This window comes from Ruegeria sp. TM1040 (assembly GCF_000014065.1).
Classification (GTDB): Bacteria; Pseudomonadota; Alphaproteobacteria; order Rhodobacterales; family Rhodobacteraceae; genus Epibacterium.
This window is the reverse complement of sequence record NC_008043.1, coordinates 764,559-788,936: the sequence shown is the minus strand read 5'-3', so window position 1 is coordinate 788,936 and position 24,378 is coordinate 764,559. Positions and strand designations below refer to the sequence as shown.

General features: G+C 61.0%; 24 protein-coding genes. 14 read left to right on the top strand and 10 right to left on the bottom strand.

Translation table 11 applies throughout. The features are described from left to right. Nucleotides 1–67 precede the first annotated feature (67 nt). The 6 genes from TM1040_RS04115 to paaA all read right to left on the bottom strand — a co-directional run bounded on the left by TM1040_RS04115 (nt 68) and on the right by paaA (nt 4,874). Nucleotides 68–931 (bottom strand): branched-chain amino acid aminotransferase, encoded by an 864-nt coding sequence (locus TM1040_RS04115; protein ID WP_011537334.1) that lies wholly within the window; start codon nt 929–931, stop codon nt 68–70. A 144-nt stretch (nt 932–1,075) separates the two neighbouring features. Next, the gene (locus TM1040_RS04110) at nt 1,076–2,146 is read right to left on the bottom strand and encodes a 2Fe-2S iron-sulfur cluster-binding protein (protein ID WP_011537333.1); all 1,071 of its coding nucleotides are present in this window, start codon (nt 2,144–2,146) and stop codon (nt 1,076–1,078) included. 13 nt (nt 2,147–2,159) lie between these two features. After that, nucleotides 2,160–2,636, bottom strand: a complete 477-nt coding sequence (gene paaD / locus TM1040_RS04105; RefSeq protein ID WP_011537332.1) for a 1,2-phenylacetyl-CoA epoxidase subunit PaaD — start codon at nt 2,634–2,636, stop codon at nt 2,160–2,162. Nucleotides 2,637–2,763: 127 nt separating this feature from the next. Further along, the gene (gene paaC, locus TM1040_RS04100; protein WP_011537331.1) at nt 2,764–3,525 is read right to left on the bottom strand and encodes a 1,2-phenylacetyl-CoA epoxidase subunit PaaC; all 762 of its coding nucleotides are present in this window, start codon (nt 3,523–3,525) and stop codon (nt 2,764–2,766) included. Next, nucleotides 3,525–3,809 (bottom strand): 1,2-phenylacetyl-CoA epoxidase subunit PaaB, encoded by a 285-nt coding sequence (gene paaB, locus TM1040_RS04095; protein ID WP_011537330.1) that lies wholly within the window; start codon nt 3,807–3,809, stop codon nt 3,525–3,527. Before paaB ends, paaC begins: the two co-directional genes overlap by 1 nt. A 72-nt stretch (nt 3,810–3,881) precedes the next feature. After that, nucleotides 3,882–4,874 (bottom strand): 1,2-phenylacetyl-CoA epoxidase subunit PaaA, encoded by a 993-nt coding sequence (gene paaA / locus TM1040_RS04090; RefSeq protein ID WP_011537329.1) that lies wholly within the window; start codon nt 4,872–4,874, stop codon nt 3,882–3,884. Between the two features lie 252 nt (nt 4,875–5,126). Between paaA and TM1040_RS04085 the strand changes: the two genes are divergently transcribed. Further along, complete coding sequence (locus TM1040_RS04085) at nt 5,127–5,777, top strand: GntR family transcriptional regulator (protein WP_011537328.1); 651 nt, start codon at nt 5,127–5,129, stop codon at nt 5,775–5,777. On the opposite strand, the gene TM1040_RS04080 is transcribed toward TM1040_RS04085, so the two are convergent. Beyond that, a complete protein-coding gene (locus TM1040_RS04080; protein ID WP_254658811.1) occupies nt 5,743–6,501 on the bottom strand; it encodes a type 1 glutamine amidotransferase in 759 nt (252 codons plus the stop codon). The genes TM1040_RS04085 and TM1040_RS04080 overlap by 35 nt on opposite strands. A 52-nt stretch (nt 6,502–6,553) precedes the next feature. Between TM1040_RS04080 and TM1040_RS04075 the strand changes: the two genes are divergently transcribed. The 3 genes from TM1040_RS04075 (at nt 6,554) to TM1040_RS04065 (ending at nt 10,155) form a co-directional block, all read left to right on the top strand. Next, nucleotides 6,554–7,813: a cytochrome P450 gene (locus TM1040_RS04075; RefSeq protein WP_011537326.1), complete on the top strand. Its 1,260-nt coding sequence runs from the start codon at nt 6,554–6,556 to the stop codon at nt 7,811–7,813. 166 nt (nt 7,814–7,979) lie between these two features. Beyond that, complete coding sequence (locus tag TM1040_RS04070; RefSeq protein WP_011537325.1) at nt 7,980–9,269, top strand: glutamine synthetase family protein; 1,290 nt, start codon at nt 7,980–7,982, stop codon at nt 9,267–9,269. 139 nt (nt 9,270–9,408) lie between these two features. Then, on the top strand, nt 9,409–10,155 hold the full coding sequence (locus tag TM1040_RS04065) for an FkbM family methyltransferase (protein WP_044026505.1): 747 nt from the start codon (nt 9,409–9,411) through the stop codon (nt 10,153–10,155). Nucleotides 10,156–10,304: 149 nt separating this feature from the next. Here the strand turns inward: TM1040_RS04065 and TM1040_RS04060 are convergent, their stop codons facing one another. Together TM1040_RS04060 and TM1040_RS04055 are read right to left on the bottom strand one after the other, a co-directional pair. Then, nucleotides 10,305–11,672, bottom strand: a complete 1,368-nt coding sequence (locus TM1040_RS04060) for an aspartate aminotransferase family protein (protein WP_011537323.1) — start codon at nt 11,670–11,672, stop codon at nt 10,305–10,307. A 29-nt stretch (nt 11,673–11,701) separates the two neighbouring features. Beyond that, nucleotides 11,702–12,481 (bottom strand): IclR family transcriptional regulator, encoded by a 780-nt coding sequence (locus TM1040_RS04055; RefSeq protein ID WP_011537322.1) that lies wholly within the window; start codon nt 12,479–12,481, stop codon nt 11,702–11,704. Between the two features lie 215 nt (nt 12,482–12,696). On the opposite strand from TM1040_RS04055, the gene TM1040_RS04050 reads away from it, so the two are divergent. From TM1040_RS04050 to TM1040_RS04030, 6 genes are all read left to right on the top strand, one after another. Then, on the top strand, nt 12,697–13,641 hold the full coding sequence (locus TM1040_RS04050; RefSeq protein ID WP_011537321.1) for a tripartite tricarboxylate transporter substrate binding protein: 945 nt from the start codon (nt 12,697–12,699) through the stop codon (nt 13,639–13,641). 103 nt (nt 13,642–13,744) lie between these two features. Further along, complete coding sequence (locus TM1040_RS04045; RefSeq protein ID WP_044026503.1) at nt 13,745–14,275, top strand: tripartite tricarboxylate transporter TctB family protein; 531 nt, start codon at nt 13,745–13,747, stop codon at nt 14,273–14,275. A 27-nt stretch (nt 14,276–14,302) separates the two neighbouring features. Further along, on the top strand, nt 14,303–15,922 hold the full coding sequence (locus TM1040_RS04040) for a tripartite tricarboxylate transporter permease (protein WP_011537319.1): 1,620 nt from the start codon (nt 14,303–14,305) through the stop codon (nt 15,920–15,922). Then, nucleotides 15,805–17,271, top strand: coding sequence for an aldehyde dehydrogenase (locus TM1040_RS19955; RefSeq protein ID WP_166485521.1), 1,467 nt, complete (start codon nt 15,805–15,807; stop codon nt 17,269–17,271). Before TM1040_RS04040 ends, TM1040_RS19955 begins: the two co-directional genes overlap by 118 nt. A gap of 101 nt (nt 17,272–17,372) precedes the next feature. After that, on the top strand, nt 17,373–18,605 hold the full coding sequence (locus TM1040_RS04035) for a Tm-1-like ATP-binding domain-containing protein (RefSeq protein ID WP_011537317.1): 1,233 nt from the start codon (nt 17,373–17,375) through the stop codon (nt 18,603–18,605). Between the two features lie 97 nt (nt 18,606–18,702). Beyond that, a complete protein-coding gene (locus TM1040_RS04030) occupies nt 18,703–18,993 on the top strand; it encodes a PaaI family thioesterase (RefSeq protein ID WP_011537316.1) in 291 nt (96 codons plus the stop codon). A 226-nt stretch (nt 18,994–19,219) separates the two neighbouring features. Here TM1040_RS04030 and rpe read toward each other — a convergent pair whose 3' ends face one another. Further along, nucleotides 19,220–19,900 (bottom strand): ribulose-phosphate 3-epimerase, encoded by a 681-nt coding sequence (gene rpe / locus TM1040_RS04025; protein WP_011537315.1) that lies wholly within the window; start codon nt 19,898–19,900, stop codon nt 19,220–19,222. 287 nt (nt 19,901–20,187) lie between these two features. On the opposite strand from rpe, the gene phnC reads away from it, so the two are divergent. The 4 genes from phnC to phnE (TM1040_RS04005) all read left to right on the top strand — a co-directional run bounded on the left by phnC (nt 20,188) and on the right by phnE (TM1040_RS04005) (nt 24,289). Further along, entirely contained in the window at nt 20,188–21,006 is an 819-nt protein-coding gene (phnC, locus tag TM1040_RS04020; protein ID WP_011537314.1) for a phosphonate ABC transporter ATP-binding protein, read from the top strand. Nucleotides 21,007–21,073: 67 nt separating this feature from the next. Next, nucleotides 21,074–21,976, top strand: coding sequence for a phosphonate ABC transporter substrate-binding protein (gene phnD, locus TM1040_RS04015; RefSeq protein WP_011537313.1), 903 nt, complete (start codon nt 21,074–21,076; stop codon nt 21,974–21,976). A 111-nt stretch (nt 21,977–22,087) separates the two neighbouring features. Continuing rightward, entirely contained in the window at nt 22,088–22,966 is an 879-nt protein-coding gene (gene phnE / locus TM1040_RS04010) for a phosphonate ABC transporter, permease protein PhnE (protein ID WP_011537312.1), read from the top strand. A gap of 3 nt (nt 22,967–22,969) precedes the next feature. Then, nucleotides 22,970–24,289 carry a phosphonate ABC transporter, permease protein PhnE gene (gene phnE / locus TM1040_RS04005; protein ID WP_011537311.1) on the top strand — a complete coding sequence of 440 codons (1,320 nt, stop codon included), beginning with the start codon at nt 22,970–22,972 and terminating at the stop codon, nt 24,287–24,289. Nucleotides 24,290–24,378 lie beyond the last annotated feature (89 nt).

Here is a 24,378-nt window from a genome sequence, read left to right as displayed (position 1 = left end):
CAGCGCTTCAGCACGGGATGGATGTACTTGGCCAGAGGTCTGGGATGAGGCGAGAGATTGCGCCGTTTCAGGCCCCGGATTTCGCCCAATCCCAGTAGAGCTCGCGCACACGGCGAGTGACTGGGCCGTGTTGATAGCTCACATCGTCAAAAGCGGTGACCGGTGTGACCTTGGACATGTTGCCGGACATAAAGACCTCATCCGCAGTCTCAAAATGGGCATAACTCAGCACCGCCTCATGTACGGTGATCCCATCTGCGCGCATGTTCTCGATGTGGCGCGCGCGGGTGATCCCCGCCAGAAAGGTGCCATTTGCAATCGGGGTAAAGACTTCGCCATCCTTCACCATGAAGATATTGGCGGTGGCGGTTTCGGCCACATTCCCCATCACATCGCAGGTGAGCGTATTGGTGAAGCCCTTGGCGCGTGCCTCGCGTAACATGCGGGCATTGTTGGGATAAAGACAGCCGGCCTTGGCATTGACCACCGAAGATTCCAACACCGGGCGGCGAAATTGGGTGCGGGTCAGCGTCGCAGACGCGCTCTCTGCTGCCATCGGAATTTCTTCGAGGCTGATGGCAAATTGGGTCGCCTCGGGCGCCGGCGCGATCAGGGTCTGGTCCCCATCAGTCGCCCAGTACATCGGGCGGATATAGACCGCGCTATCGGGGGAGAATCCTTTCAGACCCTCGCGCACAATCTCGACCATCTCGTCGGCAGGCACGGTGGCCGCCATCATCAGCGCCTCGGCAGAGGCATTGGCCCGCGCGCAGTGTTTATCAAGATCCGGGCTCACCCCATCAAACCAGCGCGCGCCGTCAAAAATGGAAGAGCCGAGCCACGCGGCGTGATCGGCGGCGGACATGATCGGCACATCGCCGTCATGCCACTGGCCGTTGAAATAAGTACGAATGGTCTTGCCGACAGCCATAGGGGAACCTCGGATTTTGGAATGTCTTAGGTGATCTGTCGGGACGTTAGGGCGCGTGCCTCAGGAGGTCCAGCCGAAAGGCCAAATCGACACATTCCACAGGGCCTGCGGCCCCGCCGGCGCGATCAGGCGGGGTCTATCAGACTACTCGTCGTAGCTCACCACAAGGGCGTCGCTCAGCGGGTAAGCTTGGCAGGAGAGCACGAAGCCTTTGGCCACTTCGTCATCTTCAAGCGCATGGTTCGCGGCCATTTCGACCTCGCCCTCGATGACGCGGCAGCGGCAGGTGGAACACACGCCCGCCCGACAGGACCAGGGCGCGTCCATCGCATTTTCCAGAGCGGCTTCCAGAACGCTGGTATTGCGATCCAGGGTGACAGAGCGCGTGGCCCCATCCAGCGTGATCGCCGCCGTGACCGGGGCGCTGGCCGCTGCATCACCACTTGTGGCCTTCTTTGCAGCCCGCCCCGGCTGATTGGACGCGAAGAGCTCGAACTTGATCTGCTCATCCGAGAGCCCTGCCGTGCGCAGGGCTTCGGCTATGCCGAGCATCATCGGTTCGGGTCCACAGATAAACGCCGTGTCGACGCTCTGGATCGGAATCCAGCGCTCAAACAGCTCGGCGCATTTCTCCTGCGTCACCAGACCGGTGAAGAGATCGACCTCTTGCGCATCTGTTTCCAGCACATGAATGACGGACAGGCGCCCCATGTAGCGGTTCTTCAGATCCTCGATTTCCTCGCGGAACATGATCGAGTTGATGCCCTTGTTGGCGTAGACCAGCGTGAAACGAGACTGAGGCTCTGCCTGCAGGGTGGTCTTCAGGATCGACAGCACCGGCGTGATGCCAGAGCCCCCGGCAAAGCCGAGATAGTGTTTCTCGGCGGCGGCATCGAGATCGGTGAAAAACCGCCCCTGCGGCGGCATCGCTTCGACCGTGTCACCGACCTTGAGGACCGTATTGGCCCAGGTGGAAAAGGCCCCGCCATCCACGCGCTTGATGCCGACCTGCAGGATGCCTTCGTCCTTGCCCGCACAGATCGAATAGCTGCGGCGCAGCTCGGTGCCGTCAAAATCACGCCGGAACGTCAGATATTGGCCTTGGGTAAAGTCGAACTCCGCAGCCGCACCATTGAGGGGCTTCAGCGTGACCACAACCGCGTCGCGGATGGTTTTCTTGATGTCGGTGACTTCGAGAGGGTGAAAGCGGGCCATGGAGCGAGCCTCCTCAGATACACTTGAAATAGTCGAATGGCTCAAGGCAGCTGGTACAGCGCCAATGGGCCTTGCAAGGGGTGGAGCCAAACTGGCTCACGCGGGTCACATCCGGGCTGCCGCAGCGCGGGCAATGATCGGGACCACCGGCAGGGGAGGGGGGGGCAATGCCATATTCCTCAAGCCGTGCGCGTCCCTTGTCCGAGAGCCAGTCGGTGGTCCAGGGTGGCGCAATTTGTGTTTTGATCTCAACGCGTTCGATCCCATGCGCCGCCAGCGCAGTTTCCACATCCAGTCGAATGACCGAGGTGGCCGGGCAGCCCGAATAGGTCGGCGTCAGCGTGACGATGAGGCGATCGTCACCCCATTCAACATTGCGCACGATCCCAAGATCGACGAGCGAGATCACTGGGATTTCCGGATCGGGCACCGCGTCAAGCCATTCCCAGATCTGCGCGAGGGCGGGTTGGTTGGATTGCGTGTCGGTCACGATGAACCTCCGGTCCGGCCGATAGGCCGGGCCACGCCCGTCCCGCCCCCCACGGGGCGGGCGTTCCCCGCCCACCCCGCCGGGCCGGACGTGGCCCTCTGGGCAAAAGGAAAGCGCAGCAAAAACATTACCACGTCGCGCCCGGATAGGCGCGCTGCATCCACTGCATCGTGGTCAGCAGATGGCCGAGGTGTTCGGTGTGCATCTTACCATCGCGGCCCCCACCACGGGCGCGGCGCGCCTTGGGGAGCGCCAGCGTCGCTTCGCCAAGAACGCGGGCGAGCGTGTCATCGTAGTCCGCGCGCAAACTCGCAGGATCCGGCGCAATCCCGGCCTCGACCAGCGCGGCATCGACCACGTCGCTCAGGAACATTTCACCCACATAGGGGTAAAGGTAATCAAGCGCCGCCTGCATTCTGGCGTGGCTTTCCTCGGTTCCGTCGCCAAGGCCTACCACCGTCTCGGCAGAGCGTTCGAGATGGTAGGTCGCTTCCTTCACCGCTTTTGCCGCAATCGCGGCGATGCGTTCGTCAGACGACCCAGTCAGCGCGCGCAGTTGCAGCACATGCCAGGCATCAAACAGGAACTGGCGCATCAAGGTTTGGCCAAAGTCGCCGTTTGGCATCTCGACCAGCAGCAGATTGCGAAAATCCCAGGCGTCGCGCAGGAAGGCCAGATCATCTGCGGTCTTGCCCTCGCCCTGTACTTCAGCCGCAAGTCCAAGCCACATCTGGGTCTGACCGATGAGATCGAGCGCGGTGTTGGCAAGCGCGATATCCTCTTCAAGAACAGGCGCATGACCGCACCATTCGCTGACGCGATGGCCGAGGATCAGGGTGTTGTCCCCCATCCGCAAGAGGAATTCATAAAAGGCAGCGTCGTGCGACATCACATCGCCCCCACGTCTTCGGGAATGTCGTAAAACGATGGGTGACGGTAGACCTTGCTCTCGGAGGGTTCGTAAAGCGGACCCTTCTCGGAAGGCGAGGAGGCCGTGATCTGCGCCGCCTCGACCACCCAGATTGACACACCTTCATTGCGGCGGGTGTAGACGTCGCGGGCGTTCTTGATCGCCATTTCAGCGTCCGGCGCATGTAGGCTGCCGACGTGACGGTGGCTGAGGCCGTGCTGGCCGCGGATGAAGATTTCCCAGAGGGGCCATTCGGTTTTCATGTTTGGTCCTTTCGGTGCTGAGGCAGGGCACGCCCGGCGCTGCCGCAGGGAATGTCAAAACGAAGGAGGTGCTTACTCCGCCGCCATCTTGCGGGCGCGTTTCTTTTCGGCGTGGGCCATCATGCCCTCGCGCACCCATTTGCCGTCGTCCCAGGCCTTGTTGCGCGCGGCCAGGCGGTCGGTGTTGCAGGGGCCGTTGCCTTTGATGACCTCAAAGAACTCTTCCCAGTCGGGCTCGGAAAAGTCGTAGCCGCCCTTTTCCTCGTTCCATTTGAGGTTCTCGTCCGGCACGGTTAGGCCGAGGTATTCCGCCTGTGGCACGGTCTGATCGACGAACTTCTGGCGCAGCTCGTCATTGGTGTTCATCTTGATTTTCCACGCCATCGACTGCGCGGAATGCACCGAGTCCTTGTCCGAGGGGCCGAACATCATCAGCGCCGGATACCAGAAGCGGTTGAGCGCATCCTGAGCCATCGCTTTTTGCTGCGGCGTGCCCTGCGCCATCTTCATCATGATGTCAAAGCCCTGACGCTGATGAAAACTCTCTTCCTTGCACACCCGGATCATCGCACGCGAATAGGGGCCAAAGGAGGTGCGCTGCAGCGGCACCTGGTTCATGATCGCCGCGCCATCCACGAGCCAGCCGACAGCACCCATATCGGCCCATGTCAGGGTCGGATAGTTGAAGATCGACGAATACTTCATCCGCCCGTCCAAGAGCATCTCGGTCATCTCGTCACGGCTGACGCCCAGCGTTTCAGCGGCACAGTAGAGATAGAGCCCGTGGCCCGCCTCGTCTTGTACTTTCGCCAGCAGGATCGCCTTGCGTTCCAGCGTCGGTGCGCGGGTGATCCAGTTGCCCTCGGGCAGCTGGCCGACAATCTCGGAATGCGCGTGCTGGCCGATCTGGCGGATCAGCGTCTTGCGATAGCCCTCGGGCATCCAGTCTTTCGGCTCGATTTTTTCGCCCGCATCGATACGGGCCTGAAACGCGCGCTCTTCGGCGCTCATTTCCTCGGTAGATTTAACTCCCGTGCCGGTCGATTTGACCATCTGCGCGTACATGGCTGGCTCCTCCGGTGCTGGCCCAATCTTCGGCCCGTGTGACGTGGTGTGTAACCTAGCGCGCCTCAACTTGGTGGGGCGCTTGCAGGGCAATCTACGCCCGCTAATGATTCGGCTCAAGTGAAATGTAACCGAAAAATGCACGAAATGGAAATTCAGTAACGCATTCGAGATGGGCCTGCATGCCATCGCGCAGAGTTGCCAAGTCCGCCGACGCTGCCGTAAGCAGGGATCACGCAACAGGAGAACGCAATGGCGGGGCAGACGGAGACACTGATTGGCGCAATCCTTGCGGACATCGACGCTGGCCGCCTCGCGCCGGGCCAAGAGATCGACGAAGCCGCCCTGGCCTCCCATCACGGCGTCTCACGCACCCCGATCCGGGAGGCCTATATCCAACTGGAGGCTACCGGCCTGATCCGCCGACTGCCGCGCAAAGGCGCAGTTCTGTTCAAACCCACGCTCGAAGAATTCCTCGCCATCCAAGAGGTGCATGCGCAACTGGAAGGGCAGGCCGCAGGGCTTGCGGCGCGAAGAATATCGCCGGATTTGCGCGCCGAACTCGAGCGAATTACGAAGGACTGCGCAGACCACGCCAGCTCGAAGGGCGACGCTGATCCTGATGGGTATTATCAGCTCAATCTGCGTTTTCATGAGACAGTGGCGCTCGGCGCGGCCAATCCGTTCCTGGTCGAGATGATCAAGACCAATGCCCGCAAGCTCATGGCCTATTATCGTGCGCGCTATCGCTATCCTGGTGCCATCGCCCAATCCGCGCTGGAGCATCGCGAGATTGCAGAGCTGATCCTCTCGCATGATCGCAATGGGGCAGAGGCCGCAATGCGCGCGCATGTGCAGTTTGATCAGGTCACGGTGATGGATCTGCTGGCCGCCCTCGGCTAGCGCTTGCGGTCTCAAAAAACCGTGCGATCGCCTCCGCCAGTGCGGGCTGATCCACCTCTTGCGCAAGGCTCTCTTGCGCCCTTGCATAGACCTCAGGTCCCATTTTCTGCCGCAGTTCTTCGGTCAGGGCGCAGATGAACGCATGAGTCATTTCCGGGTGGTGCTGGCTGGTGGCTATGTGATCTCCAATCATAAAGCCGGTGGTATGGTCCGCGCGGGACATCAGCGGTTGCGCGCCTTTGGGCAGGGTGCAGACATATTCCACATGCGACCCGTAGATGGAGACCACATCCGGCAGATCTGAAGCCCACTCCGGGCGTGCGACCAGATGATTCTCGGTGCGGCCATGCACCCAGCCACCGGGCAGATTGTCGACACGACCACCTAGCGCGAGCGCAATCGCCTGATGGCCAAAACAGGCCCCAAAAAGCGGCAGCCGCATCGCGTGCATCTGCCGGATCAGATCCAAAAGCTGTGCAACCCAATGCGCCCCTGACCGGGTGGAAGCGGGGCTTCCGGTGATCATAGCACCATCGTAACACCTTATGTTTTCTGGGAAAACTCCATCCTTCACTGCATAGACATCGCAGTGCCACTCTGGCCGCGCCATCTGGATCAAGGCGGTGAATTTCTCACCATCCTTCGGGTACCTGTGGGCAAAGGCGCTTTCGTCCGTGTTGGTCATTAAAATCGCAATGCGCATGTTCAGGCTTCCCATATGCATAATTACAGTTCTTAATAGTATACATGTGAAGCAGTCCAAAGGAAGCCCCGCCATGACGATCTGGACCCCGACCGATGACGGATATGCGGATCTGTCGAGCCATGACGCCTTTGCCAATGGCGCGCCGCACAACACCTTTGCCCGGCTCCGGCGTGATGATCCGCTGCATTGGACCGAATACAGCGATGGCGAGAATTTCTGGTCGGTCACGCGCTATGACGACATCACCAAGATGAACAAGAACACAGAGATCTTTTCCTCGGCGCGCGGCATCCGCATGGAGGATCAGACCTACGAGGAATACCTCGCGCGGCGCACTTTTCAGGAAACCGACCCGCCCGAACATTCTCAGGTGCGCATGAAGCTCCTGAAGGCGTTCTCCAAGACCACCATGGCGCAATACGAGGCGGACATTCGCGACCTTTGTGCGGAGATCCTCGACGAGGCCTTGGCAAAAGGCAGCTTTGACGCCACCAAGGAGATCGCCAGGCAGTTGCCCATGCGGATGCTCGGGCGCGTCGTCGGCTTGCCGGACGCGGATCTGCCGTGGCTGGTGGAGAAGGGGGATGCGCTCATTGCGAATACTGACCCCGATTTCACCTCGCATGTGCTGGACAAAATGGACACGGATGAATTCCGCATGATGCCCTTCAACTCTCCGGCGGGTGCAGAATTATACATCTACGCCAAGGAGTTGATGGAAGCCAAAGAGAGGGCAGGTGACACCTCCGGCGTGCTCAACATGATTCTGCAGCCGGCCCGAGACGGATCGGTCATTACCGAAACCGAGTTTCGCAATTTCTTCTGCCTCTTGGTGGCTGCGGGCAACGACACCACGCGTTACTCCATCGCGGCTGGCATTCAGGCGATGTGTCATCAGCCGGAGCTTCTGGCGCAGATGCAGGCGGGCGGGGAGATTTGGGAGACGGCGGCGGATGAGATCATCCGCTGGGCGACGCCTGCGCTCTATTTCCGCCGCACGGCGACGCAGGATGTCGAGATGCATGGCAAGACCATCCGCGAAGGCGATAAGGTGCTCTATTGGTTTGCCTCTGCCAATCGCGACGACAGCTATTTTGACGACCCGTTTCGGGTGAACCTGATGCGCAATCCCAACCGGCACCTGTCTTTCGGCCAGTTCGGCCCGCATGTCTGCCTGGGCATGTGGCTCGCACGGCTTGAGGTCACGGTTCTGTTTCAGGAACTCTCCAAGCGGATCAAATCCATCGAACCCAATGGTGCCCACAAATTCCTGCGGTCGAACTTTGTCGGCGGCATCAAGGAATTGCCCGTGCGGGTAGAAGCCGCGTAGGCTCAACAGAAGACCCGTTCGGGCGGTCGCCCGGACAGCGCCCGACTCCCCCCACGGGAGGGCGCTCCGCTCCCACTCGAGGTCGCCCACTGCCCTCCGTTGGGGATCAATTTCGGTCAAGACGCACGCCAAAGATGCGCAGGCCACCAACAGGAAAGGAAGCCCCATGAAAACTCGCCTGCGCGCGTTATTCTGCGACCATCTCAGTATCATGCGCGGGAAATACCTGCCGCATTCAAAGATCGGCGACGATGAAACCCGGTTCTGCCGCTCTGTGTTTGGCACCCATTATGACCGCGACCTGCTGGACGCGCCGGGGTCGATGGTCAAACAGGGCCTACCAGACATGACGCTGCGCTGGCGTCACGATGACATTCGCGACAGTTGGCACGCCTCGACCAAAATCGTCTTGGGCGATCTTTATGACGACGAGGGCGAGCTGCTGACGCTTTGTCCCAGAGGGGCGTTGAAACGCGCCGTTGCGGATTGGCAGGGAAAGGGGCTTTCTCCAAAAATTGGTATCGAACTTGAGGCTTTTGCCCTGCAGCCCGACGAATACGGGCGGCTTGTCCCCTATGATGCGCCCGGCGGAGTGGTCTACGGCACCGGGCCGTTTGCAGATCCATTACGGTTCAATGACCGGATCTGGGCGATGGCGGATGAGATGGGCTTCTCTCTCGACATGATTACGGCGGAGTTCGACAGCCCTCAGTTTGAATATACGCTGACCTTTGACGACGCTGTAAAGGCGGTGGATGACATCGTGCTGTTTCGCTTGATGGCGCGTGAGATCGCGCTGGAGTACGGGATCGTTCTGACGTTCATGCCCAAGCCGGTCGCGCAGGCAGGGGGGTCAGGCATGCATGTGAACCTCTCGTTCACGGATGAGGCGGGGGGAAATGCGCTTTCGTCGGGGCCTCGGGGCGGGCCGGATCACATGAATGATCTCGCGCGCGGCTGCCTTGCCGGGTTTCTGCATCATCACAAGGGCTTGGCCGGTCTGATCGCGCCCACCGCCAACAGCTACATGCGTCTGCAACCGGGGAGTCTGTCGGGCTTTTGGCAGAACTGGGGCGGCGATCATCGCAATGTCACCACTCGGATCAGCTCCGAAGGCGGGGCGAAGGCGCGGCTTGAACACCGAATGGCGGATGCCTCCTCCAATCCCTATACCACGGTGGCGGCGCTCTTGCAGGCGGCGCGCCTTGGCGTGGAGCGCGGCTATGCGCTGGGACCGATGGAAACCGGCGATGGGTTTGACCGCACGGACACGCGCGAAAGCACCGCAATGACGCTCAAGGGCGCGGTCGCAGATCTGGAAAAGGATACCTCCCTTGCGGAGGCGGTGGGGCCGGATCTGGTCGCCAATCATGTCTACATGAAGCAGAAAGAGGTCCGCAAAACCCGCGACCTCGAAGGCGATGCGCTGCGGGACTTCTACGTGCATTTTGTCTGACCGGAATGCTAGGCCGGATTGTCTGAACGAAGACACAGCTCATCGGCATCGTGCAGGCCAACGATGGCCTGCGCTTGCTTTTTCCTGCAGGGCCACGCCAGACTGGCGCGATAATCAACTCAGGCGAAACGAGCAGAACATGTCTGAAACAAAACTGGCGTCACACAAAATGGCGTCTGATGCGCTCCCGGTTGTCTCCCAAGAGATTGCGGCCACCTGCCTTGGCGTGAAGGTGCCGCAGTCCAGTTTTTTGACGGAAACCCGGATCAAGCGGATCAACGCCGCACGCTACGAGGGACAAGAAATCGCCGGCGCGCTTCATGTGGTGTGCGAGGAGGACCGCGTGCTTGAGGTCGGCGCAGGGCTCGGGATTGTCGGTGCGGTCATCGCGGTGAACGCCAAGCCTCAAAAGGTCCTGTCATTCGAAGCAAACCCGGAATTGGTGCCCGTGATCCACGCCCTGCATGACATGAACGATCTCGGCTCGCAGGTCGAGTTGCGCAATCAGGTCCTGTTCGCGGGCACCGACCGGCCACAGACGATGGCGTTTCATCTGCGCAATAGCTTCCTTGGCTCCTCGCTCCTCAATGAGGCCGGGCGCCCCTCGCGGGTTGTGGAGATCCCAACGGTGGATGCGGCCGAAGTCATTGCTGAATTCAAGCCCACCGTGCTGGTGATGGACATCGAAGGCGGCGAACTGGCGCTGCTGGAGGCGCTCGATCTCTCTGCGTTTCGCGCCATCGTGATTGAATTCCACCCCGAGGCCTATGAGGTCAAAGGCATGCGGCGCTGCAAGACCATCCTGCGCGAGGCAGGCTTTGAAAAAGTCGACGATGTTTCAACCCGTACGGTTTGGACCTGCACCCGTAATATAGAGACCTCCTGAGCGACCCTGACCCACTGGCACAACCGCGCCGCGTTCGCGGCACCCCCGCATGACGCGACCTCGAAGCCAATGACTTCGGGGGCGCCATGGGGTCTGGTGGCCTCCACGCCCCAATGGAACACGGAGGCGGTCGCGTTCGGAGCCCCGGGTCAGTTCACTGCCGCAAAGCCTGCGTCGAGGGCCGACAGGATCTGCGCGGCGTCCGCCTCAGTGAGCACAAGTGGCGGCGAGAGAATGATATTCGGGCCACTCACGCGCACCATGGCTCCATTCTGATAAGCGACTTCCTGAAGGCGGTTGATGACTTTCTTGTCCACCGCCGCCTTGGTGGCCCGGTCACTGACAAGTTCCAGCGCAGACATCAAACCATGGCCTCCCCGCACGTCGCCGATCAGGTCATAGCGGGCCGCGAGATCTTGAAGACCCTCAAAAATCTGCGCCCCCCGCGCCGCGGCATTCTCTGGCACATTCAATCGTTTGGTCTCCGCGAGGCAAGCCAGCGCCGCCGCCGCGCCAACAGGATGGCCGGAATAGGTATAGCCATGCCCAATCGCGGCCTTGCCGGTGTCGTCCTTTTCAAACACCTCCACCAGCCGCTCGGAAAGCATCAGCGCCCCAAACGGGAAATAGCCGTTGGTGATCGCCTTGGCGGTACACATCATGTCAGGCTGCACGCCCCAATGGCGCGAGCCGCTCCAGGACCCGGTGCGGCCAAAGGCGGTGATGACCTCATCTGCAATCAGCAGGATCCCATGCCTGCGACAGATCTCCGCCACGCCGGGCATGAAACTCTCGTGTGGGGGGATCACGCCGCCTGCGCCCAGAATGGGCTCCATGATGAAGGCCGCAATGGTGCCCGCGCCCTGAAAGGCGATCTCATCCTCCAGCGCCGCAAGACACAACTGCGCCAGGCGTTCCGGATCGGTCTCGTTGAACGGATTGCGATAGGTATAGGGTGCGGGGATATGGTGACAGCCCGCCAATAGCGGCTCATAAGCGGTGCGAAAATTGGCATTGCCATTGACCGATGCCCCGCCGAAATGGGTGCCGTGATAGCCTTTCTTGAGGCTCAGGTATTTCACCCGGGCAGGCTCTCCGCGCACCTTGTGGTATTGGCGCGCCAGCCGCAGGGCGGTTTCTACCGAATCCGAACCACCGGAGGTAAAGAACGCACGGCTCAGGCCGTCGGGCGCAAAAAAGTCTCGCAGCTCTTCTGCGAGTTGGATCACCTGGTCGTTGGTGGTGCCGCGAAAGATCGAATAGTAAGGCAGAACATCGAGCTGCGCGGCGATCGCGTCTTTCACGGGCTGGCAGGAAAATCCAAGGTTCACATTCCAGAGCCCGCCAACCGCGTCGACCACCTCATGCCCATCCACATCCTTGATCCGCACGCCAGAGGCACCGGTCACGATGGTGGGTGGGTTGGCAAGGCTGTCGCCGGGATGCGCCATGGGATGCCAGAGGCTGCGGGCGTTATGTTCCTTGAGGAAATTGGCGTCGGGCTGATGTGCGGTCATGATCTGTCTCCTTGTCGCGGCGCGGCAGTTCAGGCCGCGATGTCGGTGGGAAATTCCGGCGGGCAGGCGCCGCCAATTCGCTCGGTGAGGCTGAGGCCCGCCGCGCGCAGGGCGGGCGGGATCGTTCGTTTCTGATCTGGGGTCATCCGCGAGGTCGGCGCAGCCACGGCCAGAGCCCCCAAAACGGCGCGATCCGGGCCAAAGATCGGCACCGCATGCGAATGCACCTCGGCTTCGAAACCGCCGATTGATTGCGCCAGCCCCGTGCGGCGAACCTCGGCGATCTCGGCCCGGATTGCGGCGGGATCGGTCTGGGTTTGCGGCGTGCGTGCGGTCAGGGGCGCGGCGAGCACCGCGTCCACAAAGCTCGGCTCTGAATAGGCCAGCACCGCCAGCCCCGAGGCCGTGCCGTGAAAGGTCAGGACCTCCGCGTCCTCCATCATGACCTTGGTCGCATTGCGCGAGGAATAGGCATGGCTGAGTGACGCAAGCTGCTCGCCCTGAAGGAGCGACAAATGGGTGGTCTCGCCGGTGTCCTCGGAAAGCTCTCGCAGCACCCGGCGAGAGGCCGACAGAATCGGCACGCTGGCTTCGCGCAGGGCGGCGAGCCGCAAAACCTGTGGTCCAAGCCGATACGACCGTGCGCCTTCGACCTGTTCAACAAATCCCGCTTCCTGCAGTTCGCTCATCAACCGATAGACGGTAGCCTTGTTCATTCCCGACAGTCGAGTGAGGTCACTCAGGCCGATCTCCAAGCGCCCGTGATTGAAGTAAGTCAGCAAAGTCAGAGCTTTAGATACGGTTCCCATTGATGCGCTCGGTCCTGATTTGCCTGAAACTCGACCACGCGCGATCCGGTATGATCCGGTGGCTTTCATTTTTGTTGACAGATAACCCCCGCGGCTGTCAATCTAAATTCAAACCAATGGTTCATATAATAAACCAGTCCGATGAGCCAACCGAGCGGCGGAAAACGTCGCCACTTCACCAACGGCACCGCAAATGGCGATCAGGGAGACAGCCAATGACCATGACAACTGTACTCAAGGGATGTGTGGCCGCAGCCGGCCTTGCACTGACAGCAGGGGCCGCAGCTGCGGACTACCCGGAAAAACCCGTGAACTTTATCGTGCCATGGCCGCCGGGCGATCTTGAGGACGTCTTGACCCGCATGATCGCCGAGGACTTCCAGGAGAAATACGGCGTTGCAGCGGCCGTTGTGAACAAACCCGGCGGCGGCGGCGGACCCTTTCCCGGCGCAATCGAGGTCGCCAATGCGCCGGCTGATGGCTACACCGTTGGCTCCTTTGTGATTGGCGTTCCGGTCATGGGTCATCAGATCGACATTCCACCCCTGACACCAGCCAAATTCGACCCGCTTGGCATTTTCCTGACCTATCCCTTCGTGATCGCGACCTCGGGGGATTCGCCCTATAGCTCCATGGCGGAGCTTGCTGAATACGCACAGGACAACGAGGTGGTGCTGGGCCACTTTGGCGATGTACTGACGCCGACCCAAGTGACCAAAGCCTTTGCCAAATCCGCAGGTTTTGAATGGGGCGCCGATGCAGCTTTTGATGCGCTGGATTGCAATACACTGGCCTCGGGCGATGCGGATGTGATCAACACCACGCTTCAGCTGATCCTGCCCTGCCTCGACGACATCAAGGTTCTGGTCTCGATCACCGACGACCGCATCCCGCTGGTGCCGGATGCGCCTGCCATCGGAGAGCTGAACCCGGATCTCGACATTGCGCTCTGGAACGGGCTTTTTGTAACCAAGGACACGCCGCAAGACGTGCGCGACAAGATCATCGAGGTGGCGCAGGAAACCGTCTTCTCTGAACGCGCGCAGGCTGTTGCTGCAGAAACGGGTGCCTTGGTCTATTGGCAGAACGCCGATGAAAGCGCGGCCCGCGTGGCCAGCGATATCGAGACCATGGCACGGATTGGCGAAACCCTGGAGTAACCTCCCCGACCTTCCGCCGGTGTCGTCTTTGATGGCCCGGCGGATTTTTCGGCCCGCCACATGCCTTCCTCACCCAGACCGCTTTCCCAGCCAGAGACCATTCATGCAAAGCGAACGTGAACGCAGATTCATCGGCCCGCGCCGGGGGCAGCTTCTTTTTGTTCTGTCCTTTCTGGCCTTGGCCGTAATGCTTTTGTCCCAGATCGGGACCCAAACCGCATGGGTCAGGAAGACCGATTTTTTCGCGCAGCCCCGGTTCTGGCCCGCTGTGGGCGTTGGGGGCATGGTGGTCTTTACCGCATTGCACCTGTGGAGGCTGCCGTTTCGCCGCATTGACCGCAGTGATCTGCGCGAAGCCCAGCGTTGGGCTGCCGCTCTGGAGTATATGCTCTGGTTCATGGGGTATGTCGTGCTTGTGCCGCTTGCTGGCTATCTGCCGGTGACGCTGGTGTTCGTGCCGCTGCTCGCCTGGCGGATGGGCTATCGCAGCCCGCAGATGATGGCGATCAGCGCCGGGTTTGCGGTGTTCATCGTCCTCTTTTTCAAAGGTGTCCTCGCCGTGCGCATCCCCGGCGCCGCCCTTTATGAATATCTTCCCGATGCATGGCGCAGCTTTGCCATCCTCTATCTCTAAGGCCCTGTTCCAGAAAGACCCGCGCGCATGGACCTGATCCTCTCCGCCCTTGAAATCCTGATGCGCTGGGACGTGGCGCTGGCGCTGCTGGCAGGTTCTGTTGGCGGGGTACTGATCGGGGCGATCCCCGGCGTAGGCCCGGCCGTTGCCATCGCGATCCTGCTACCTGCGACCTTTTCGCTCGATCCGATCGTGGGGCTCACGGTGCTCTTGGGGATCTATGGGTCCTCCATGTATGGCGGTGCGATCCCGGCGATCCTGATCAATACGCCCGGCACTGCGGTCAACGCGCTGACGACCTATGACGGCTACCCGATGACGGCCCGCGGCGAGCCTCGGCGCGCCCTTAGCCTTGCCTATTCCGCGAGCTTCTTTGGCGGCATCTTTTCGGTGATCTGTCTGATCCTCTTTGCGCCCGTACTGGCCAAGGTGGCGCCGCTCTTTGGCGCGCGCGAAATTTTTCTCGCAGCCCTTCTCGGACTCATTCTGGTGGTGGTCGCACACCGGGGCCAAGCCCTGATAGCCGGGGCGCTCGCGTGCCTTGGGATCTTTCTCAATACGATCGGCATGGAGCCGGTGAAATACACCCAACGCTACACCTTTGGAACGGATGCGCTGGGGTCAGGCATCAATCTCATCGTGGTGGTGCTGGGGCTTTTTGCGATCTCGCAGGCCTTTATCCTCTTGACCGATGAGGATGAGAAAATCCGCCTCACCAAGCTGCGCGGTGGAGTGTTTCAAGGTCTGCGCGAGCTGGCGCGCCACCCGCGGGTGGCGTCTGTTTCGGCGGGCTTTGGCGTGGTGATGGGAATGATCCCGGGCGTGGGTGAGTTCACGGCGCAGTTCATGTCCTATACCTACGCGCAAAAGACCTCAAAACGGCCGCAGGATTTTGGCAATGGCTCCTCTGAGGGGCTGATCGCTGCCGAAACCGCCAATAACGCCGTGCCCGCTGCTGCCATGGTGCCGCTTCTCGCGCTTGGCATTCCGGGCGAGGCGCTGACAGCGATGATGCTTTCGGTCTTTTACGTCCACAATGTCGTGCCAGGGCCGGGGCTGTTCCAAAACCAGATGGATTTTGTCGTCGCGCTTTATCTGGCGCTCTTGATCCTCAATGTGCTTGTGCTTGTCTTTCTGCTGGCGGCCACCAAATCGCTGGTTCAAGTGGTGCGCATTCCCAACCGCTTCCTGGGTGTCGGCATTCTCACGCTCAGCTTTGTGGGGGTCTATTCGCTGCGCAACTCGGTCACCGATTGCTTCATGGCAGCCGGGTTTGGGCTCTTTGGCTTTATCCTCAAGCGGTTGCAGCTGCCCGCCGTGCCGATCATCCTCGGCATGGTTCTGGGCGGCATCATGGAAGTGAAACTGCGCGCCGCCATGGCACGGGTAAAGACTCCCTTTGATTTCATTGATCGCCCGGTGGCGTTCATCCTGTTTTCCCTCATCTTGATCGTGCTTGCGGCGCATCTCTTTCGTATCGTGAAAGAGGCGCGCGAGCTGAAGGAGGCCGAATGGCAAACCAAGACCTCATCAACACGCTTCGGAGCACTGCTGTTGCGCCGCAGAGCCTCTTTCTTGAAGGAACATGGCAAGAAGGTTCGGGCGCGCCATGCGAGACTACTTCGCCGATTGACGGATCTGTTCTGACCACATTGGCGACTGCTACGGCGAAGGATGTCGACCGCGCGGTGGTCTCGGCCCGGCGCGCTTTTGACGACGGTCGCTGGTCAGGGCTGGCCCCGGCGGCGCGCAAAAAGGTTCTGCACCGGATTGCCGACAAGATCGAGGCCGAGGCGCTGGCGCTCACGGTGCTTGGCGTGCGTGACAATGGCACCGAGTTCAATATGGCGTTGAAGGCCGAGGCCGGATCTGCTGCAGGGACTTTCCGCTACTACGCCGAGGCGCTGGACAAAGTCGCAGGCGAGGTCGCGCCCACCGCGCCGGACGTTCTGGGACTCGTGCATCGCGCGCCCGTTGGTGTCGTGGGCGCAATCGTGCCATGGAACTTTCCGCTGATGATCGGCGCCTGGAAGCTCGCGCCCGCGCTCGCGATGGGCAATTCCGTGGTGCTGAAGCCGGCTGAGACTGCCTCGCTGTCGCTGCTACGTCTTGCTGAGATCTGCGCAGACTGCGGCCTGCCGGATGGGGTGTTGAATGTAGTGACCGGGCCGGGCGCCGTGACTGGCGCCGCCCTATCGGAGCATATGGATGTGGACGTGATGGTCTTTACCGGTTCTGGCGCGACGGGGCGGCGCCTGCTGGTGGCCTCGGCGCGGTCCAACCTCAAGCGCTGCTACCTCGAGCTGGGAGGCAAGTCCCCCAATATCGTTTTTGCGGATGCAAAGGATCTCGATCACGTGGCCAAGGTCTCGGCCATGGGGATTTTCCGCAATTCCGGTCAGGTCTGTGTCGCAGGATCGCGCCTTTTGGTGGAGGCCTCCATCCACGAGGAATTTGTGGCCCGGGTCGTGGCCCATGCACAGGCGCTTCGGGTTGGCGACCCCCTGGATATGAACACTCAGATTGGCGCCGTGAATTCAGAGACCCAGCTTGCAGCAAACCTTGCCCACGTGGAGCGTGCCGCCGCCCAAGGGGGCGAGGTGCTCTGCGGGGGCGGTCGCATCCTCTCCGAGACGGGTGGAACCTACATGGCGCCGACCGTTGTGGCGGGTGTCACGCAGGACGCGGACCTCTTTCAAAAGGAGGTGTTTGGTCCGGTGCTCTCGGTCACGGCGTTTGAGAGCGAAGACGAAGCACTTCGGCTTGCCAATGCCACCGACTATGGGCTTGCGGCAGGGGTCTGGTCGCAGGATCTGTCGCGCGCGCATCGCTGCGTGGCCGGTATCCGCGCAGGCGTCGTGCATGTGAACACCTATGGCGGGGCTGATAATACGGTGCCTTTGGGTGGGGTTGGCCAATCCGGTAACGGTCACGACAAATCCCTGCATGCGCTCGAGAAATACGTCGATCTGAAAACGGCCTGGATTCAGCTTTGAAAGGAGCGCGGCCCTGGCTCTGCCCGGGCCGCGCGGCCTCGGGCGGGGATATTTGGAAGAAGATGAAGACGGGCGCGCGACGCGCCTGAGGGGAGGATGAGATGAACGGTGAAAAGACGATCCTTGTGGCCGGGACCTGGGATACCAAGGATGATGAGCTGTCTTATTTATCGGAAGTGATCCGGGGGCAGGGCGGTCAGGTGCTCAGCATGGATGTGAGTGTGTTGGGCGAGCCCAAACTGCCCACGGATGTCTCAAAACACGACGTTGCCGAGGCGGCGGGCAGTTCCATTCAGAGGGCCATCGACAGCGGAGATGAAAATACCGCGATGCAAATCATGGGGGCGGGCTCGGCCAGGCTTGCGCTGGATCTGTGGCGCGCGGGGCGCATCCATGGCGTGATCGTGCTCGGGGGCACCATGGGCACCGATCTTGCGCTCGACCTCTGTGCTGCGTTGCCTTTGGGGGTGCCCAAATATGTCGTCTCGACCGTGGCATTCTCGCCGTTGCTGCCACCGGAGCGCATCCCGGCGGATCTGCAGATGATCCTTTGGGCCGGGGGGCTCTATGGATTGAACGACATCTGCAAAGCATCGCTCAGTCAGGCTGCGGGTGCCGTTCTGGGCGCCGCGCGCGCGGTGGAGGCGCCCAGTTTTGAGCGTCCGATGGTGGGCATGACCTCCTTTGGAAAGACGGTGCTGCGCTACATGGTGACGCTTAAACCAGAGCTTGAGAAGCGCGGATTTGATGTGGCGGTCTTTCATGCCACCGGCATGGGCGGGCGCGCCTTTGAGAGCCTTGCGGGGGAGGGCGCTTTTGCGGCGGTGATGGATTTTGCCCCTCAAGAAGTGAGCAATCATCTCTTTGGCGGCTTGTCGGCGGGCGAGGGGCGCATGACACACGCCGGGCATGCGGGTGTCCCGCAACTGATTGCGCCGGGATGCTATGACCTTGTGGATTTTGTCGGCTGGCAGGGTGCGCCGGAGCAACTGCGCGGACGGGAGTGCCACGCCCATAACCGCTTGCTGACGTCGGCCATGCTTGATGCGCGAGAACGACAGCGCGTCGCGCAAGAGATGTGCAACAAGCTTGCCCGGGCCTCAGCACCAGTCACGGTGTTCTTGCCCCGCGCGGGCTGCAACGAATGGGACCGCGCCGGCGGCGATCTGCATGATGCGGAAGGGCTTCGGGCCTTTTGCGATGAGATGCGTCGCGGAGTTCCGGAGAACGCGCAACTGCAGGAGCTCGACTGCCACATCAATGACGCCGAATTCACCAATGCGGTGCTGGCACAGTTTGATGCCTGGATCAAAGAGGGCGTGATCGTGCGCTGACGCGTGGATGCGGGTCTTGCCCCAACGCGGGCTGGACCTTTGACGGGCTTCACGTCACTGTCGCCGCGATCACGCAAGAATGATGAAGGATGCGGCGATGACGTCAGACTCTGAGGCGCAAGCGGTAGAAGTAGTCTCTGACCCCGGATGTCAGCAAATGGTGGGCTATCAAACCCAGTTCGATGCCGCCGGGACCTGTCGCGTTACGCTGGATCTTGCGGCGCGGCATCTCAATCGGCATCGGATTTTGCACGGCGGCATGGTAGCGACGTTGATGGATGTGGCCTGCGGCCATACGGCGGGACGCTATTTTGATCCCGAAGGCAACGCGTCGGTTGTGACTGTTGCGCTCAATCTTTCTTACATCGCGTCGACGTCTGCGGGGTAGGTGATCGCCACCGCACGCACCACTGGCGGTGGGAAAAGCACGGCACATGTGATGGGAGAGCTGCACGACGAAGCGGGGCAGCTTTTGGCAACAGCGACCGCGATTTTCCGACGGATCACCCCGCGCTGACCGCCACGCTGATCCGCAGAGTCAGAAGGTACGGCGCAGCCCGATCAATTGGGCAGCACCCCCGGCGGCCTAATGGCGCCGAGGGCAAGCGATAGGATCAGGCGTTTGCAGCGGCGCGGATCTTGCGGATGTTTTCGCCGTAGACCTCAGGGGCCTCGACAGATCCGCCACGGAACACCGCAGAGCCTGCCACCAGGACGTCAGCACCGGCCTCGACCACAAGGGGCGCTGTGGTCGGGTCAACGCCACCGTCGATTTCGATGTGCACCGGGCGGTCGCCGATCATCTCGCGGAGGCTGCGGATCTTGGCAGTCATGTCGATAAACTTTTGGCCGCCAAAGCCCGGATTCACGGTCATGACGCAAATGAGATCGGTCAAATCCAGGAGATGTGCCACCGCCTCGGCCGGCGTGCCGGGATTCAGCGCCACACCGGCCTTCATGCCCGCCGCGCGGATGGCTTGCAGCGTGCGGTGGATATGCGGCCCGGCTTCGACATGTGCGGTCAGCACATCGGCGCCCGCATCCGCGTAAGCGTCGATATAGGGATCGACCGGCGCAATCATCAGATGCACGTCCATCACGGTTTTGACGTGCGGGCGGAAGGCTTTGACCGCTGCGGGGCCAAAGGTGAGGTTCGGCACAAAGTGGCCATCCATCACGTCCACATGCACCCAATCCGCGCCCTGGGCTTCGATGGCCTGAATTTCCTGGCCAAAGTTGGCGAAGTCCGCGGAAAGAATGGAAGGGGCGATCTTGATGGAGCGATCAAAGGACATCAGCAGGGTTCCTTGGCACATAGAGGCAGAGACAGGATGAGTCTTGAGTTTCTGCGCGCCGTATAGCCTGTCTCAGTCTGGCTGCACAGGGTCACATTGGCCTTTGGCCTCGGGCGGAGCGGCAAAATTCTCTGATCGAACGCGAATATTGTCGCCATGGCCCTCTGAGCGCAGCGTGCCAGAGCCACGCGGCAGAAATCGAGGGCAGTTACAAAAGTTTTACAGCACCGACACAAATGATTTGAGCCAATTGCGTACATCACCGCGGAACCAAAGGGGGCCGCCAAGTGCTGCGCATCAACAAACTGACCAAGAGATTCGGCGACAAGACAGCGGTTGAGACCGCGACGCTCGACATCGACAAACCCTGCATGCTGGGCATCATCGGACGCTCGGGCGCAGGCAAATCCACCCTGCTGCGGATGATCAACCGCCTGGGCGACGCCACCGAGGGCTCGATCAGCTTTGAGGGGCGCGAAATCACCACCCTCAAGGGCAAGGACAAACGCGCCTGGCAGTCTGAATGCGCGATGATCTTTCAGCAGTTCAACCTGGTGCCGCGCATGGATGTGGTTTCCAACGTGCTGCACGGGACGCTGAATCGCCGCTCGACACTGGCGACCGTGTTCAATCTTTATCCGATGGCGGACATCCACAAGGCGATCGAGATCCTCGACCGTCTTGGCATTGCCGAGCACGCCCCCAAGCGTGCCGAAGCCCTCTCGGGTGGACAGCAGCAGCGCGTGGCCATTGCCCGCGCCCTGATGCAGGACCCCAAGATCATTCTCGCGGACGAGCCGATCGCCTCGCTGGACCCGATGAATGCGCAGACCGTGATGGAGGCTCTGCGCCGCATCCACGAAGAAGACGGCCGCACCGTCATCGCAAACCTGCACACGCTGGATACTGCGCGCCGCTACTGCGACCGCGTGGTGGGCATGCGCGACGGGCGCATCGTCTTTGACGGCCTGCCCGAGCAACTCACCACCGGCGTCGCCCGCGAGATCTATGGCGCTGGCGCCGATTTCTCTGAGGCCGCGACCTCGACAGCAATCGAAACGCTGGAGCAAACCGACGCCGTCCGCACGGCAGAGGCCTACGTCTAGTCCCGACCCCTTTCATCACCCCGGGGCCGGTAGGGCCTCGGGCCAACCAAAACCGGAGTATTCCACGATGAAACACCTGATCCTTGCCGCACTGGCCTCCACCGCCCTGACCACCCCGGTCCTGGCAGACGACATCTCTGAATTCCGCATCGGTATCCTGGGCGGTGAGAACGCTCAGGACCGTCTGAACTCCAACGAGTGCCTGCGCGCCAAAACCGAAGAGCTCTTGGGCGTTGAAACCAAACTCTTTGCGCCTGCCGACTACAACGGCGTGATCCAGGGTCTGCTGGGCGGCACCATCGACATGGCCTGGCTGGGCGCTTCCGGCTACGCAAAGACCTATCTCTCCGACCCCGAAGCGGTTGAGCCGGTTCTGGTCAAAGTAAACGTCGATGGCGGCTACGGCTACTACTCGGTTGGTTTTGCCCGCAAGGACAGCAACATCAACGCCCTTGAGGACGTCAAAGGCAAGGTCTTTGGCTTTGGTGATCCGAACTCCACCTCCGGCTACCTGATCCCATCCATCGAGATCCCGCAGGCGACCGGTTCCACCATGCAGTCCGGCGACTACTTCGGTGAGGTGAAGTTCACCGGCGGTCACGAGCAGACCATCGTTGCGGTTGCAAACGGCGACATCGACGCTGGTGTGACCTGGGCCGACGGCTTGGGCAACTGGGAAGACGGCTATAACTCCGGCGCGCTGCGCAAGGCCGTGGACGCGGGACTCGTCGACATGAACGATCTGGTCCAGATCTGGCAGTCCAAGCCGATCCCCGAAGGCCCGGTTGTTCTGCGCAAGGCGCTGCCCGAGGACGTCAAAGTGAAGATGACCGCGCTTATGGCGTCGATGCCGGCAATGGACTACGACTGCTACTACTCTGTTGCAGCGGGCGACTCCAAAGGCTTCCAGCCGATCTCGCATGAGGCCTATGAGGTCATCATCGAAGCGCGCAAGCTGAAGTCCAACTAAGCGTCGACACTCACCTTTGTGGGGTTCGGGCCAATGCCCGGACCCCACATGCGTGGCCCTTTTGCGCCTTCTGGTGCCGTAGGCCACACTCCATGACTCAGGAAGAATTCAATGGCTGATCTGACCGCTCAGGCCCCCGGATCGGTGGCTGAGATCAAGGCGCAATACGCCGATCTCACCCGTCGCAAGCGCATCTATGGCGGGGTGCTTCTGGCCCTCTTCATCGCGCTTATGGTGGCGGGGTTTCGCACCGCCGATGACCGCAACGCAGGCTCGTTTGCAGATGGGTATCAGCGCATCTTTGACTACCCCGCTGAGGTGCTCTCTGAAGCGGTGGAGAAAATCGCCGAGCTTCCGGCCCATGTGGTTCACTTTCTGCCCGCACTGATCGAGACCTTGAATATTGCCGGGGCCTCCACGCTCATCGGTGCAATCTTCGGCACGCTTTTGTCCCTGCTTTCCACCCGGGGCATGGCGCCTTGGCCCGCGCTCATTCCACTGTTTCGCCGTATCATGGACATTTGCCGCGCGATCCCGGAAATCGTGATCGCCCTGGTGCTGATTTTCCTTTTGGGGGGTGGCCCGGTGCCAGCGATGATCGCTATCGCGATCCACACGGCGGGCGCCTTGGGCAAGCTGTTCTCCGAAGTAAATGAAAACGCCTCGCTCAAGCCTGTCGAGGGCCTCAATTCGACCGGGGCCTCCTGGGCACAACGCATGTGGCTTGGGGTGATCCCTCAGGTGGGGCCGAATTATGTGTCCTATGCGCTCCTGCGGTTTGAGATCAACATTCGCGCCTCCGCGATCCTCGGCTTCGTGGGCGCAGGCGGGATTGGCTACGAGCTCAAGAATTCGATGTCCTGGGGACAGGGCAAATATGACGAAGCTGCCGCGATCTTCATCCTGCTCTTTGTGACCATCGTGGTGGTGGACCAGATCTCTGGCACGCTGCGTGACCGTTTGACCCACGGCAACCGGAAAGGGGCCTGAGATATGACCACCCTCGACCTCAACACCGCGCCGCTCAAAGGGCAGATGGACAAGCTGTTTTTCAAGAAACGGCTGATGAACTTCGGCATTCCGGCCCTCATCCTCGCCTATCTCACCTATGTGTTCTTTGCGTTTGACGTACCGGGCCTGTGGGAACGTGCCTCTATGGACAATGCCCGCACGCTGGTGTCCGACACTTATAGCTACAAGACCCATGTGACTCGCGACAATCGCACGGGCGATGTGACCTACGCGGTTGAGGGGGAGCGCAAAGGCGAATACCCCGAAGGCATGAGCCCCGAATGGGTCACGCCGGGGGCAACCACGGTGATCGACCTCACAGGTGGCCATGTGGTGCGCTTTGGCCCCGAGACGATCGAATATGATATTCCGGGCTATGGTCTCGTGACCGCCACGCCCTCGCGCAGCCAAGGTGTACAGGCCGTCCTGCCCGAGGGTGAGGTGCCCGCGTGGATCAACCTCTCGAAGAACCGTCTGGCGATCACCACCGATGCGGGGCGCCTGACCGTGACCCGCAACCGCGCCGAGGTTTTCCGCTATTTTTATGGCTGGGAGCTGTTCTTCTTCACGCTCGACAGCCCCTATCACGGCATGGGTCCGCTAGAGCTTGTGGGGCACGCAGTGTCTGGCGAGGCAGGCGCGATCTGGAACGACTTCTGGACCAACAAGATGTGGCGGCACAGCGATGTGGCCTGGGCCATCGGTGAGACGATCCTGATGGCCTTCCTCGGCACCTTTGGTGCGGGTCTGGTGGCGCTGCCGCTGGCCTTTCTGGGGACGCGGAATTTCATGCCCGTGCGGATCATCCGCTTTGCCACCCGGCGTGTCTTTGACTTTGTGCGCGGTGTCGACTCGCTCATCTGGACCGTTGTTCTGGCCCGTGCCTTTGGTCCTGGTCCGCTCACCGGCGCGCTTGCGATCCTGATCACGGACACCGGCACCTTCGGCAAAATCTTCTCCGAAGCCCTCGAAAACGTGGATGAAAAACAGATCGAGGGCGTGGCCTCCACCGGTGCAAAACCGGTCCAGCGCTACCGCTTTGGGGTGATCCCGCAGATTACGCCGGTTCTGCTGTCGCAGCTTTTGTACTTCCTTGAATCAAACACCCGCTCGGCCACCATTATCGGTGCCATCACCGGCGGCGGGATCGGTCTCTTGCTCACACAGGCGATCATCACCCAAAAGGACTGGGAAGAGGTCTCCTATTACATCGTTCTGATCATCCTCATGGTGATGGTGATGGATTGGTTCTCGGGCTGGCTGCGCAAGCGCCTGATCCGCGGCGATGAGGGTGGTCACTGACCTCTTCGACGACCCGGATGGGTTACGAAGCAAGGCGCCTTTCACGCGGGTGAGAGGCGTCTGCATTACAACCGCCGCCCGTTGGACGA